Raw genomic sequence first — 13,802 nt, forward strand, 5'->3', positions numbered from 1 at the left:
TGATATAAAGGACGGAGGATATACGATGTCAAAACATATTGTCATTTTAGGCGCTGGTTATGGCGGTGTTCTTTCTGCTTTAACAGTTCGCAAACATTACACAAAAGAACAAGCACGCGTGACAGTGGTAAACAAATACCCAACTCACCAAATCATTACGGAATTACACCGTCTTGCAGCAGGCAACGTGTCTGAAAAAGCGGTTGCAATGCCGTTAGAAAAACTTTTCAAAGGCAAAGACATTGATCTTAAAATCGCGGAAGTCAGCTCTTTCTCTGTTGATAAAAAAGAGATTGCGCTTGCTGACGGTTCTGCATTAACTTACGATGCGCTAGTAGTAGGCCTTGGTTCTGTCACTGCTTACTTCGGCATCCCAGGACTTGAAGAAAACAGCATGGTTCTTAAATCTGCTGCTGATGCTAACAAAGTTTTCAGCCACGTTGAAGACCGTGTGCGCGAGTACTCTAAAACGAAAAACGAAGCGGATGCAACAATCCTTATCGGCGGAGGCGGCTTAACAGGCGTTGAGCTTGTCGGTGAGCTTGCTGACATCATGCCGAACCTTGCGAAAAAATACGGCGTAGACCACAAAGAAATCAAATTAAAATTGGTTGAAGCAGGTCCGAAAATCCTTCCTGTTCTTCCGGATGATCTTATCGAACGCGCGACTAAAAGCCTTGAAAAACGCGGCGTTGAGTTCTTAACAGGCCTTCCTGTTACAAATGTAGAAGGAAACGTGATTGATCTGAAAGACGGATCAAAAGTTGTTGCCAACACATTTGTTTGGACTGGCGGCGTACAAGGAAATCCTTTAGTCGGCGAATCAGGTCTTGAAGTGAACCGCGGCCGTGCGACAGTTAACGATTTCCTTCAATCTACATCTCATGAAGATGTATTTGTTGCCGGTGACAGCGCTGTTTACTTTGCGGCAGACGGCCGTCCATACCCGCCAACTGCACAAATCGCATGGCAAATGGGTGAGCTGATCGGTTACAACCTATTCGCTTACTTAGAAGGAAAAACACTTGAAACATTCCAGCCAGTAAACTCTGGTACACTTGCAAGTCTTGGACGCAAAGATGCGGTAGCCATCATTGGTGCTAATTCTACACCGCTTAAAGGTCTTCCTGCTTCCTTGATGAAAGAAGCAAGTAACGTACGCTACTTAACACACATTAAAGGACTATTCAGCCTGGCTTACTAATCCTTTCTTGTAAAATCGGACATTGCCAAAAAGAGGTCTTTTCAGACAGCTTTACGGCAATGTCTTTTTTGCGCTTATTTGCTAACGTTAACATTTAAATTTTAAAAAGAGATTGATCCCAGAGGAATATAAAGGTAAAATAAAAACAAATCAAAATGTTAACGTTAACATTTTGAAATAGAATGAAAGACGGTGAGGACATGGAACCCTTTATGGGAGAAAACTTTTTGCTGAAAAATGAAACCGCTGTCAACCTCTATCACAATTATGCGAAAGACATGCCGATTATTGATTATCACTGCCATTTGAGTCCGAAAGAAATCTATGAAAATAAGAGATTTCAAAACATGACAGAAGCCTGGCTGTATGGAGACCATTACAAATGGCGCATTATGAGAGCCAATGGAATTGAAGAAACATACATTACAGGCGATGCAGCTGATGAGGAGAAGTTCATGGCATGGGCGAGAACAGTGCCGATGGCGATTGGCAATCCGCTCTACAATTGGACCCATTTAGAGCTGCAGCGATTTTTTGGGATTTACGAGATATTAAATGAGCAATCGGCGCCAAATATTTGGAAACGGACGAATGAACTGCTGCAAGGAGAAGGCTTCGGGGCAAGGGATTTCATTGTGAAATCAAATGTAAGAGTAGTATGCACAACCGATGACCCTGTCGATTCCCTCGAGTACCACCTATTATTAAAAGAGGACAAAGATTTTCCTGTCAGTGTGCTGCCGGGATTTCGGCCGGATAAAGGGCTGGAAATCAATCGCGAAGGCTTCCCGGATTGGGTGCAGGCGCTTGAAAAGGCTGCGTCACTTTCGATTACAACCTATGATGAGTTTTTGAAGGCTCTTGAAGAACGAGTGCGTTTCTTCCATTCAGTCGGCGGGAGAGTATCTGATCATGCGATTGATTCAATGGTGTTTGCCGAAACGGACAAAGAGGAAGCGGGCCTCATTTTTACCGCAAGATTAAACGGGGAACAGGTTTCTCACGAAGACGAGAAGAAATTCAAGACATATACGCTTCAATTTCTTTGCGGATTGTATGCTGAGCTTGACTGGGCGATGCAGTTTCATATCAATGCACTCAGAAATACGAATACGAAAATGATGAAGAAATTGGGTCCGGATACAGGCTATGATTCTATGAATGACGAAGAAATTGCGAAGCCTTTGTACAGGCTGCTGAATTCAGTAGAAATGAAAAACCAGCTGCCGAAAACGATTTTATATTCGCTCAACCCAAATGATAACTATGTCATTGCCAGCATGATAAATAGCTTTCAAGACGGCATCACGCCTGGGAAAATACAATTTGGCACAGCGTGGTGGTTTAACGATTGCAAGGATGGGATGCTCGATCAAATGAAAGCGTTATCAAACGTCGGGCTATTCAGCCGTTTTATCGGCATGCTGACTGATTCCAGAAGCTTTTTGTCGTATACACGCCATGAATACTTCAGACGGATTGTTTGCAATCTGATCGGCGAATGGGCTGAAAACGGCGAAGTGCCGAAAGATATGGAGCTTCTTGGCGGCATCGTACAAGGCATTTGCTATCACAATGCGAAACAATATTTTCAATTTCAAGAAGAAAAGGCAAACGTATAAAATAAGTTCCGCTCAGATACGTCATACTGAGCGGACATCTCATCGAAAATTCTTAAGACACAGAGGTGGAAGATGCGAGCAGAACTGGAAAATAAGGTTGTGTCGATTGAAACGGGGAAGAGGCTTTCGCTGAAAGAGAAAATGTCCTATGGTTTTGGTGATTTTGGGAACGGTTTTATGTTTGATTTAGGCCAAATCTATTTATTAAAGTATTTTACTGATGTGGCGGGAATTCCGGCTGCAATGGCGGGAAGTATTTTTTTAGTCAGCAAGCTCTTTGCGGCTGTAACAGACCCCATTGTCGGCTCATCAATTGATTATCGCAAAAACATCGGCAGGCGGGGGAAATTCAGGCCTTATTTATTAATCGGCAGCATTGTTCTTGCGGTGCTTACTGTTCTTATTTTTCTGTCCCCGAATGTATCAACGACAGGCAAGCTGATTTATGCGTATGCTTCCTATATGCTGTGGGGCGTGGGCTATTCATTTGTAAACATTCCGTACGGCTCATTAGGAGCGTCGATGACTCAAAATACCGAAGATCGGACTTCTATCTCTACTTTTCGCCAAATCGGCTCACTCGGGGCTTTGTTTATCACGAGCGTGGCCGTCATGCCGCTGCTCGTCAAGTTTGATAACCCGAAGGTAGGCTATCCGGTGGTCATGGGATTGTTTGCTGTTCTTGGTGTGCTTTGGTTTTATATTTGCTATCGCAACTGCAAGGAACGTATTGTTATTGCGGAAGCGCCAAAAGAGAAATTAACATTTTCATCTGTCGTCAAAACGTTTATAACGAACAAACCGCTGTTAACCCTTGTCCTGATGACCATTTTTTCGATTTCCGCATACAACATTAAATCCGCAATGCTCGTATACTTCGCACAATATAACCTAGGCAATGTCGAACTGATGGCTTATATGAACTTTATCATTATTGGATCTTCCTTTTTGGGCGTCGTGTTTCTGCCAAAGCTCGTCAAGATGTTTGGAAAGAAACAAACCGCAATGATCGGTTTCGGCATCAGCGTTGCCGCGGATCTGATCAACTTTATGCTTCCTTCAAATGTATATGTGTTTACCATCCTTGCAAGCATCGCGTTTATTGGGATCAGTATTCCCAATGGCATTACGTGGGCGCTTGTCTCAGATATCATTGACTACGGCGAGTGGAAATCCGGTGAGCGGAAAGAAGCAACGACATATTCCCTCTTTAACTTCTCGCGGAAGCTTGCTCAGTCATTGTCTGGATTTCTCTCTGGGATCGGATTGGGGCTTGTCGGATATATGCCGAACGTAGCCCAGACGGCACAGGCGCTGCTCGGCATTAAAGCGCTTCTTCTTCTGTATCCCGCTATTGCTTTGGCATTAGCTATGGTCATTATCGGTTTTCTTTATAAACTGACAGATCAGCAGCATGCACAGATTGTCGAAGAGCTTCAGCATAGAAACTGATCAAACAATCATATAAAGAATATTTTGAATAGTTCGCAAGTAATAATAATTTGTAAGGGTTTTCACTAAGTGATGAAACTGAAAGAAAGGAGGCTCTTTATTGAATTGAATACGGTAACGATTTCCGCTGAAGAAGCGAAGGAACTGGTTCAGCAAAAGCTGATCGGCGCCAATTTGAATGAACGAGATGCCGAAAAAGTAGCAGACGTGCTCATACACGCCGATTTACGCAATGTGAATTCTCATGGTGTTTTGCGAACAGAACATTATGTGAACAGGCTGAGGGCTGGAGGCATCAATCCAAAAGCGTGTCCCATTTTTAAAGAAACGGGGCCGGTGACAGGAGTGCTGGACGGTGATGACGGGTTCGGCCATGTGATTGCCGATAAGGCGATGGATCACGCCATTGAAATGGCAAAGAAAAATGGTGTTGGCATGGTCGCCGCGACAAACAGCAGCCATTGCGGAGCGTTAAGTTATTTTGTGCAAAAAGCGGCTGAGGAAAAACTGATCGGAATCGCTATGTCTCATACTGACAGTATTGTAGTCCCGTTTGGCGGGAGGTCTCCTTTTTTAGGCACGAATCCAATTGCTTACGGTGTGCCGGCAAAGCATAAAAAACCGTTTATCCTAGATATGGCGACGTCAAAAGTGGCATTTGGAAAGATTCTGCAGGCGCGTGAAGAGGGCGCAGAAATACCAGAAGGATGGGGAGTCGATGAAAACGGAGAGACGGTAACAGACCCTCATAAGGTCGTCTCACTTTCGACGTTCGGGGGTCCTAAAGGCTACGGGCTATCTGTTGTGGCGGATGTGTTTTCAGGTTTGCTGGCTGGGGCGGCTTTTGGGCCGCATATCGTTAAAATGTACGGCGATCTTGATCAAAATAGGAAGCTTGGACATTATGTTTGCGCGATCCATCCGTCCTATTTTACCGGACAAGATATGTTTTTAGAGCAGATGGACGCCATGCTTGATGAACTGCAGCAATCACCTCCGGCTAGAGGAGTCGAGCGAGTGTATGTGCCTGGCGAATTGGAGCAGCTGCACGAGGAAAGAAACAGGAAACACGGAATTTCAATTGCTCGGAGCGTGTATGAATTTTTAAAAAGCAGGTGAGAAAATGAAAGCGGTTCAAGTGCGAAAAGCGTACGATTTGGTGACAGCAGACATGGAAAAGCCTGTTCTTTCAAAGGCTGATGAAGTGCTCGTCAAAGTAAAACGAGTCGGAATTTGCGGTTCTGACATGCATATTTATCATGGCACGAATCCGCTTGCGACCCTTCCGAGAGTAATCGGACACGAGGTAACGGGAGAAGTGGAGGAGGTTGGTGCGAATGTTAAAGGCCTGAAAGCCGGAGACCATGTTGTGATTGAACCGATTTCTTATTGCGGAAACTGTTATGCCTGCCGTAAAGGCCGGCCGAATGTTTGTGCAAAGCTTTCTGTGTTTGGCGTTCATGAAGACGGCGGGATGCGGGAATATGTTGTGCTTCCTGAAAAACAGCTTCACGCGGTTTCAAAAGAGCTGCCTTGGGAGGAGGCAGTTATGGCCGAGCCTTATACAATAGGTGCCCAGGCTGTTTGGCGGGGACAGGTGGAAAAGGGTGATCGCGTTCTGATTCAGGGAGCGGGGCCTATCGGCATCTGTGTGTTAAAAATGGCAAAGCTTGCGGGTGCTTCCGTCATGATAACCGACTTAAATCATGAGCGGCTGGCATTTGCTACAGAAAACGGTGCCGACGCTGTTGTGAATGTTCAAACAGAACATGCGGCTGAGCGGGTTCGGGAATGGACGGGCAATGAAGGAGCCAATGTAGTCATTGATGCTGTCTGTCTCCCTGCGACTTTTGAGCTTTCCGTTGATGTTGTTTCTCCGGCAGGGCGAGTGGTGGTGCTTGGATTTGATGAGAGAGCGTCACAAATTCCTCAGCTCCCCATTACAAAAAAAGAAGTCACGATTACCGGCTCAAGACTCCAGACAAATCAGTTTCCGAAGGTTGTAAAGCTGCTGAATGAAGGCCGGTTAGCGCATAACGGGCTCGTCACCCATACGTTTTCAGTTGATGATGTCCATCACGCGTTTCAATTTATCAAGGAGCATCCCGATCAGGTGCGGAAGGCAGTGATCACATTTGATTAAAAGGCTCAATCCGGAGGTGTAGGATGAATATTACATTTCGATGGTATGGACGAGGCAACGATACAGTCACACTTGAACACGTGAAACAAATTCCCGGGGTGAAAGGCATCGTCTGGGCTCTTCATCACAAACCTGCCGGGGAAGTGTGGGGAATAGAAGAAATCAAAGCTGAGACGGAATATATACAATCACATGGTTTTCATGCGGAGGTTGTCGAGAGCGTAAACGTTCATGAAGCGATTAAACTGGGCAGCGAAGAACGCGGCCGGTACATTGAACATTATAAGCAGACCATCCGCAATCTGTCTGCTTTTGGCGTGAAAGTGATTTGCTACAATTTTATGCCGATTTTCGACTGGACACGCACCGACATGTTCCGTCCGCTGGAAGACGGCTCAACCGCTCTGTTTTTTGAAAAAGCCAAAGTGGAGAGCCTGGACCCTCAAGAGCTGATCCGGACGGTGGAAGACGCGTCTGACCTGACACTCCCAGGGTGGGAGCCTGAAAAAATGGCTCGGATCAAAGAACTGTTTGAGGCCTACAGGACGGTCGACGAAGAACAGCTGTGGAACAATTTATCATTTTTTTTGAAGGAAATTCTGCCGGTTGCTGAAGCGCATGGCATTCAAATGGCCATTCATCCGGATGACCCGCCTTGGCCGATTTTTGGATTGCCGCGTATTATCACAGGAGAGGCAAGCTATGAGAAGCTGCGGGCCATATCAGACTCACCTTCTAACTGCATCACCTTATGTACCGGTTCCATGGGGGCCAATCCCGCCAATGACATGGTGGAAATTGCCAAAACATATGCCGGGCTTGCTCCATTTTCACACATCCGCAATGTGAAGATCTTTGAAAATGGGGATTTTATTGAAACGTCTCATCTGACAAAGGACGGTTCGATTAATATTCAAGGGGTCATGGCAGAACTGCACAAGCAGGATTACAACGGATATGTCAGGCCGGATCACGGTCGCCATATTTGGGGAGAGCAATGCCGTCCGGGCTACGGCTTATACGATCGCGCTTTAGGCATCATGTATTTGAGCGGACTGTGGGACGCGTACGAATCAATGGCGAAAAAGAGGTGGAATGATGATTCCTATTCATCATCGACTGGCAGGTAAAGTTGCTGTTATCACGGGCGGCAGCGGTGTGCTCTGCTCGGCCATGGCCCGGGAGCTTGCCCGCCATGGCATGAAGGTGGCGATACTGAACCGGTCAGCTGAAACAGGACAAGAGGTTGTGAGGGAAATTACGAAAGCTGGCGGCACGGCATGTTCCATTTCTGCTGATGTGCTGGACAGGACGTCGCTAGAGAAGGCGAAGACTGATATCCTTGACCGATTTGGCGCTGTTCATCTCCTAATCAATGGAGCAGGAGGAAATCATCCCGCTGCGATTACTGATGTGGAGACATATGAAGAAGGAGGAGAAGGGCAATCATTCTTTGACATGGATGAAAACGGATTTTCAACTGTTTTTTCAACCAACTTCACTGGGGCATTTCTGGCTACCCAAGTATTTGGAAGGGAATTGCTGAAGGCAGACTCACCAGCCATTGTGAATATCTCATCAATGAGCGCTTATTCACCTATGACGAAGGTTCCGGCGTACAGTGCGGCCAAAGCATCAATCAATAATTTTACAATGTGGCTGGCTGTACATTTTGCGGAAACCGGACTGAGGGTTAACGCAATCGCACCAGGCTTTTTTCTGACAAAACAAAACCACGATCTGCTGATCAATAAGGATGGAAGCTTTACAGACCGCTCTAAAAAGATTATTGCGGGAACACCGATGAAGCGATTTGGAAAACCGGAGGACTTGCTTGGCACGCTTCTTTGGCTGGCGGATGATTCCTATTCAGGCTTTGTCACCGGCATCACCGTTCCTGTCGATGGAGGTTTTATGGCTTATTCAGGAGTGTGACGAAAGCAGATACAGATACTGAACCAACATAGGGGTGAGGTTGAGATGTTTTCAAAAGATAAGCTTCCAGTCATCCTTTTTTTGTTCCTGGCTGGTGTGATTAACTATCTGGACCGTTCGGCATTGTCCATTGCAGCTCCATTCATTCAGGATGATCTCACACTGTCCGCTACACAAATGGGCTTGATTTTCAGCAGTTTTTCGATTGGATATGCCGTTTTCAATTTTCTTGGCGGTGTGGCATCCGACCGCTATGGAGCAAAACTGACCTTATTTGTGGCCATGGTCGTTTGGTCGCTGTTCAGCGGAGCAGTTGCATTGGCTTTTGGCTTTGTCAGCCTGCTGATCATACGAATTTTGTTTGGAATGGGGGAAGGGCCGCTTTCGGCGACTATCAATAAAATGGTCAATAACTGGTTTCCGCCGACTCAGCGGGCGTCAGCTGTCGGAGTCACAAATAGCGGAACGCCCCTTGGCGGAGCCATTTCCGGCCCAATTGTCGGCATGATCGCTGTTGCATTCAGCTGGAAGGTTTCCTTCGTTCTCATCATGATCATCGGATTGATTTGGGCATTTCTCTGGTTAAAATGCGTAAAAGAAAAGCCGGCTGAGCCAATGGGCAATGCGCCTGCGATGAAAGTTGAAGCCGCTCCCGAGGAGAAAATTCCGCTGACCTTTTATCTGAAACAAAAAACAGTCTTGTTCACGGCGTTTGCTTTTTTCGCTTACAACTACATCCTCTTCTTCTTTTTGACGTGGTTTCCGAGCTATCTTGTCGAGGAGCGGGGATTAAGTGTTGGGTCAATGAGTGTCATCACAGTCATTCCGTGGATTTTAGGATTTATCGGCCTGGCAGCCGGGGGATTTGTTTCGGACTATGTATACAAAAAAACAGTCCGGAAAGGCGTGCTGTTTTCGCGTAAAGTCGTGCTCGTCACGTGTTTGTTTTCTTCCGCGGTATTGATTGGTTTAGCTGGGCTTGTCACCACAACTGTAAGCGCTGTTACACTCGTGGCTCTGTCTGTCTTCTTTTTATATTTGACGGGCGCGATCTACTGGGCTGTTATTCAGGATGTAGTCGACCAAAAGAATGTCGGTTCTGTTGGCGGATTCATGCATTTTCTCGCCAACACCGCAGGCATCATCGGTCCCGCTTTAACCGGCTTTATTGTCGACCGGACAGGTACTTTTTCTGGCGCATTTTTACTTGCAGGAGGGCTGGCCGTCTTCGCTTCACTGGCTGTCATCCGTTTTGTGCGGCCAATCATCGGCAGCGCAGCAGGAACACATGCTGATGATACGGTTTCTTATTAATCTGGAAATATCGTGGGAGAGGGGGTGTGTTTGATGATACAATATGTAATAACGAATCGCAGCCGGTATGATAAGGAAGGGAAATAGATGGTAACCATTAAAGATATCGCAAAACTTGCAAACGTATCCCACACAACCGTATCCAGAGCACTCAATAACAGCCCTTATATTAAAGAACACACGAAGAAAAAAATATTGGAGCTCGCCTCACAGCTCAACTATACACCGAATGTGAATGCAAAAAGCCTTGCAATGCAAAAATCCCATACGATCGGGCTTTTCTTTACAAGCATCACAAACGGAACCTCACACAGTTTTTTCGCTGATACCATAAAAGGCGTAAACCAGGCAATCAGCGAGGAGTACAATCTGTATGTCCGCGGCATTGATGATCTGAAAAGCTATGACTCTGTAACACCAATGAGATATGACGGCATTATTTTAATGAGTCAAAGTGATATTGATAATTCTTTTATTTATCATATTCGGGAAAAAAAGATCCCGCTCGTCGTGCTGAACCGGGATATCGATGACAGAGGCATTACCAACATATTGTCCAATGACAAGGAAGGTTCTCAGGAAGCTGTAGAATACTTGATTAAAAACGGACATCAAGACATCGCCATCATTGAGGGAATCGAAGGATTTAAATCCTCTCAGCAGCGAAAGGAAGGCTACTTAGCGGCGCTGATTCGCCATCATATACCGATCATACATGAATACAGTGTAAAAGGGCAATACGATATGGAGAGCGGCTTTCAGGCGATGGAACGCCTGCTGGCGCTTCCGAACACTCCAACCGCTGTCTTTTGTTCGAATGATGACATGGCGATCGGAGCAATGAATGCCATATTTGCCAAGGGGATGCGCGTGCCTGATGATATATCTGTCATCGGTTTTGATGATATTGGTTTTTCGCAATATATCACGCCAAGGCTTTCTACAGTGAAACGTCCTGTTGAAAAAATCAGCGTGCTCGGTGCAAAAAAATTATTGGCGCTGATCAGCACACCGGATACGAAAGCAGAAAAAATCTTTGAAAACACAGAGTTTATGGTGCGTGATTCAGTAAAAGATGTCACGACATGATGCCCCGTTTTTCCAGCGGGCATTCTTTATACAGAAAAATGTTAACGTGTGCATAAATCTGAAAGGGAGGCAATGACGGTGCAAAAGCTGAATAAAAAATTGTACGAAAGCTATACACAGTATCCGGAAAGGATTCTCCAGTTTGGAGAAGGAAATTTTCTTCGGGCGTTTGTCGATTGGCAAATTGAACAATTGAATCGACATACTGATTTCAATGGAAGTGTCGCGGTTGTACAGCCGAGAGGTTCAGAGAAAATCAAAAGATTAAATGACCAAGATGGCTTGTATACTCTTTTTTTACAGGGAATGAAGGATGGAGAAGCGGTAAACGAAAAGATGATTATCAATTCAATCAGCCGCGGGATTGATCTGTTTTCCGACTATGACGAGTTCAAAAAGTTGGCTTCAAACGAAGCACTGCGTTTTATCATTTCTAATACGACCGAAGCTGGTATTGTTTGTGAGAAAGAAGACCGCTTAGAGGATAGGCCGCAAAAAACATTTCCAGGGAAATTAACAGCTTTTCTGTACTTTCGCTACCAGGCTTTTGCCGGAGACGAGACAAAAGGGTGTGTCTTGATTCCGTGTGAGCTGATTGAGAATAACGGGCAAAAGCTGAAGGAAGCGATTCTGCATTATGCTGATCTATGGGAGCTGGAAGAGGGATTTACGCAATGGATTCAGAACGCCAACACGTTTTGTAATAGTTTAGTAGACCGCATTGTTCCCGGTTTTCCTGTAGACAGCATGAATGAGATCATTGCGGAATTAGGCTATCAAGATGAACTGGTTGTTGTGGGAGAACAGTATTATTTATGGGTGATTGAAGGGCCGAATTGGATTGGAGAAGAATTGCCCTTTGCGGCAGCCGGTCTTCATACAAAGATTGTCAGCGATCTGACCCCATATCGGACGAAAAAAGTGAGAATTTTAAATGGCGCGCATACGGCAATGACGCCAGTTTCTTCTTTATACGGTTTGAAAACGGTGCGTGATTCAGTTGAACATCCGGCAGTGGGGCGCTTTGTTGAGGAGCTGATTCATGATGAAATACTTCCTGTTTTGAAAATGGAAGGGCTTACTCAATATGCGGAGGATGTGCTGAATCGCTTTAAAAACCCGTACATCAAACATTATGTGGAAAGCATTGGACTAAATTCAGTGTCAAAATTCAAAACGAGAAACCTGCCGACCCTCCAGGAATATGTTGAACAAAAGGGACAGCTTCCTGCACGTTTAGTGTTTTCATTCAGCGCGCTTCTGTATGTTTATCGAAAGAAGGAAATGCAGGATGACCCGGCTGTTCTTCAATTTTTCCAAGAGGTTTGGAATCAGGAGACCGGAGATATGCTCTGTATCGCTTCAGCCTTATTAGGAGAACAATCGCTGTGGGGAGCAAATCTGAATGAAATTCCGAAGCTGACTGAGAGAGTTGCTGATTACTTGAATCATATTCAAGAACTGGGAATGGAGCGGGCTCTTGAACAATGCTGTCTGCAAAGGGGGAAAGTGCTGTGAAATCATTTATAAAAATTCATAGACAGGATAATGTCTTGCTTGCTCTGCGTGATATTCAGAAGGGGGAGCGGCTGAACGCGGACGGCATATCGATTGAAGTAAAAGATGATATGAAAAGAGGCCATAAGATTGCACTGCAGCATATAAAGGAAAACGACAGCATCATCAAATACGGGTTTCCGATCGGTCATGCGTTAAAAGATATTTGTATTGGGGAGCATATTCATGTTCATAATACAAAAACAAATTTATCTGATATCCAAACGTACAGTTATACACCGAGATTTGAACAAAATCCATACACACATGAGGACCGGACATTTAAAGGATATAGAAGAGAAAACGGCAATGCCGGTGTTCGCAATGAATTGTGGATCGTGCCAACCGTCGGCTGTGTCAATGGAATAGCCGAAAAAATGCTCCAGCGGTTTGTCAGAGAAACGGGGGATATTGCCCCGTTTGACAACGTATTAGTGCTAAAACATCAATACGGATGCTCACAGCTTGGCGATGATCACGAAAATACTAGGCAAATCCTGCTGAACGCCATTCGCCATCCAAATGCCGGCGGTGTCTTGGTGCTGGGGCTCGGCTGTGAAAATAACGAGCTGGCAGCAATGAAAAAAGCGCTGCAGGATGTCAACAAGGATCGGGTGAAGTTTCTCGAATCCCAGTCGGTGACAGACGAAATGGAGGCAGGTGTCGCATTGCTGAAGGACATCCATGAAGCGGCCAAAGGGGATAAACGGGAAGACATCCCGCTTTCTGAACTGAAAATAGGGTTGAAATGCGGGGGGTCTGACGGTTTTTCCGGCATCACAGCGAACCCATTGCTCGGACGATTTTCTGATTATATCATTGCGCAGGGAGGCAGCACGGTGCTGACGGAGGTGCCGGAGATGTTCGGTGCGGAAACGCTGCTGATGCAGCGGGCTGCCAATGAAGAGGTATTCCATAAGATTGTCGATTTAATCAATGATTTTAAACAATATTTTATAAAGCATGATCAGCCGGTGTACGAAAACCCTTCGCCAGGCAACAAAGCAGGCGGCATTTCCACCCTTGAGGATAAATCGCTGGGCTGCACGCAAAAGGCGGGGATTTCTCCTGTCTCGGATGTATTAAAATACGGAGAAGTGCTTAAGACAAACGGACTGACACTATTGAGCGCGCCCGGCAATGATTTAATCGCCTCCTCCGCATTGGCTACGGCCGGCTGCCACATTGTTTTGTTTACAACGGGGCGAGGCACGCCGTTCGGCACCTTTGTTCCAACTGTAAAGGTGGCGACGAATACACAGCTGTACGAGACGAAGCCGCACTGGATTGATTTTAACGCAGGCCTCTTAGCAGAGGATGATGTTCATGAGGAATTTGTGCTTCGTGAGTTTATCGATTATATCACGAAGGTTGCAAGCGGAGAGCTTGTGAATCACGAAAAAAATGACTTCAGAGAGCTTGCCATTTTTAAATCGGGTGTGACGCTATAAACCAAGAAAGGCTATCCTGTACAGGATAGCCTTCT

At 45.7% G+C, this 13,802-nt stretch carries 11 protein-coding genes; all 11 read left to right on the forward strand.

Features of this window, described 5'->3' with window-relative positions; genetic code table 11:
- Nucleotides 1-25: 25 nt before the first annotated feature.
- The 11 genes from P3L57_RS06655 (at nucleotide 26) to P3L57_RS06705 (ending at nucleotide 13,767) form a co-directional block, all read left to right on the forward strand.
- Entirely contained in the window at nucleotides 26-1,204 is a 1,179-nt protein-coding gene (locus P3L57_RS06655; RefSeq protein WP_044156288.1) for an NAD(P)/FAD-dependent oxidoreductase, read from the forward strand.
- 200 nt (nucleotides 1,205-1,404) lie between these two features.
- Nucleotides 1,405-2,826: a glucuronate isomerase gene (gene uxaC, locus P3L57_RS06660; protein ID WP_059292973.1), complete on the forward strand. Its 1,422-nt coding sequence runs from the start codon at nucleotides 1,405-1,407 to the stop codon at nucleotides 2,824-2,826.
- Between the two features lie 72 nt (nucleotides 2,827-2,898).
- A complete protein-coding gene (locus tag P3L57_RS06665) occupies nucleotides 2,899-4,278 on the forward strand; it encodes an MFS transporter (protein ID WP_069486412.1) in 1,380 nt (459 codons plus the stop codon).
- A 105-nt stretch (nucleotides 4,279-4,383) separates the two neighbouring features.
- On the forward strand, nucleotides 4,384-5,397 hold the full coding sequence (gene allD / locus P3L57_RS06670) for an ureidoglycolate dehydrogenase (protein ID WP_069486413.1): 1,014 nt from the start codon (nucleotides 4,384-4,386) through the stop codon (nucleotides 5,395-5,397).
- A gap of 4 nt (nucleotides 5,398-5,401) precedes the next feature.
- Complete coding sequence (locus P3L57_RS06675; RefSeq protein ID WP_059352764.1) at nucleotides 5,402-6,421, forward strand: zinc-binding alcohol dehydrogenase family protein; 1,020 nt, start codon at nucleotides 5,402-5,404, stop codon at nucleotides 6,419-6,421.
- Between the two features lie 23 nt (nucleotides 6,422-6,444).
- On the forward strand, nucleotides 6,445-7,551 hold the full coding sequence (gene uxuA / locus P3L57_RS06680; RefSeq protein ID WP_069486414.1) for a mannonate dehydratase: 1,107 nt from the start codon (nucleotides 6,445-6,447) through the stop codon (nucleotides 7,549-7,551).
- Nucleotides 7,520-8,356 carry an SDR family oxidoreductase gene (locus P3L57_RS06685; protein WP_069486415.1) on the forward strand — a complete coding sequence of 279 codons (837 nt, stop codon included), beginning with the start codon at nucleotides 7,520-7,522 and terminating at the stop codon, nucleotides 8,354-8,356. Before uxuA ends, P3L57_RS06685 begins: the two co-directional genes overlap by 32 nt.
- Before the next feature lie 45 nt (nucleotides 8,357-8,401).
- On the forward strand, nucleotides 8,402-9,670 hold the full coding sequence (locus tag P3L57_RS06690) for an MFS transporter (protein ID WP_059292967.1): 1,269 nt from the start codon (nucleotides 8,402-8,404) through the stop codon (nucleotides 9,668-9,670).
- An 87-nt stretch (nucleotides 9,671-9,757) separates the two neighbouring features.
- Nucleotides 9,758-10,759, forward strand: coding sequence for a LacI family DNA-binding transcriptional regulator (locus tag P3L57_RS06695; protein ID WP_069486416.1), 1,002 nt, complete (start codon nucleotides 9,758-9,760; stop codon nucleotides 10,757-10,759).
- Between the two features lie 78 nt (nucleotides 10,760-10,837).
- A complete protein-coding gene (locus P3L57_RS06700) occupies nucleotides 10,838-12,277 on the forward strand; it encodes a tagaturonate reductase (protein WP_069486417.1) in 1,440 nt (479 codons plus the stop codon).
- On the forward strand, nucleotides 12,274-13,767 hold the full coding sequence (locus tag P3L57_RS06705) for a UxaA family hydrolase (protein WP_069486418.1): 1,494 nt from the start codon (nucleotides 12,274-12,276) through the stop codon (nucleotides 13,765-13,767). Before P3L57_RS06700 ends, P3L57_RS06705 begins: the two co-directional genes overlap by 4 nt.
- Nucleotides 13,768-13,802 lie beyond the last annotated feature (35 nt).

It is taken from the genome of Bacillus sp. B28 (assembly GCF_029536185.1).
Taxonomy (GTDB): Bacteria; Bacillota; Bacilli; order Bacillales; family Bacillaceae; genus Bacillus; species Bacillus halotolerans.

Bases quoted from the DNA above. Each gene is read 5' to 3' on its own strand.
- P3L57_RS06655 (WP_044156288.1), top strand. From the start codon at position 26: ATGTCAAAACATATTGTCATTTTAGGCGCTGGTTATGGCGGTGTTCTT.
- uxaC (WP_059292973.1), top strand. From the start codon at position 1,405: ATGGAACCCTTTATGGGAGAAAACTTTTTGCTGAAAAATGAAACCGCT.
- P3L57_RS06665 (WP_069486412.1), top strand. From the start codon at position 2,899: ATGCGAGCAGAACTGGAAAATAAGGTTGTGTCGATTGAAACGGGGAAG.
- P3L57_RS06675 (WP_059352764.1), top strand. From the start codon at position 5,402: ATGAAAGCGGTTCAAGTGCGAAAAGCGTACGATTTGGTGACAGCAGAC.
- uxuA (WP_069486414.1), top strand. From the start codon at position 6,445: ATGAATATTACATTTCGATGGTATGGACGAGGCAACGATACAGTCACA.
- P3L57_RS06685 (WP_069486415.1), top strand. From the start codon at position 7,520: ATGATTCCTATTCATCATCGACTGGCAGGTAAAGTTGCTGTTATCACG.
- P3L57_RS06690 (WP_059292967.1), top strand. From the start codon at position 8,402: ATGTTTTCAAAAGATAAGCTTCCAGTCATCCTTTTTTTGTTCCTGGCT.
- P3L57_RS06695 (WP_069486416.1), top strand. From the start codon at position 9,758: ATGGTAACCATTAAAGATATCGCAAAACTTGCAAACGTATCCCACACA.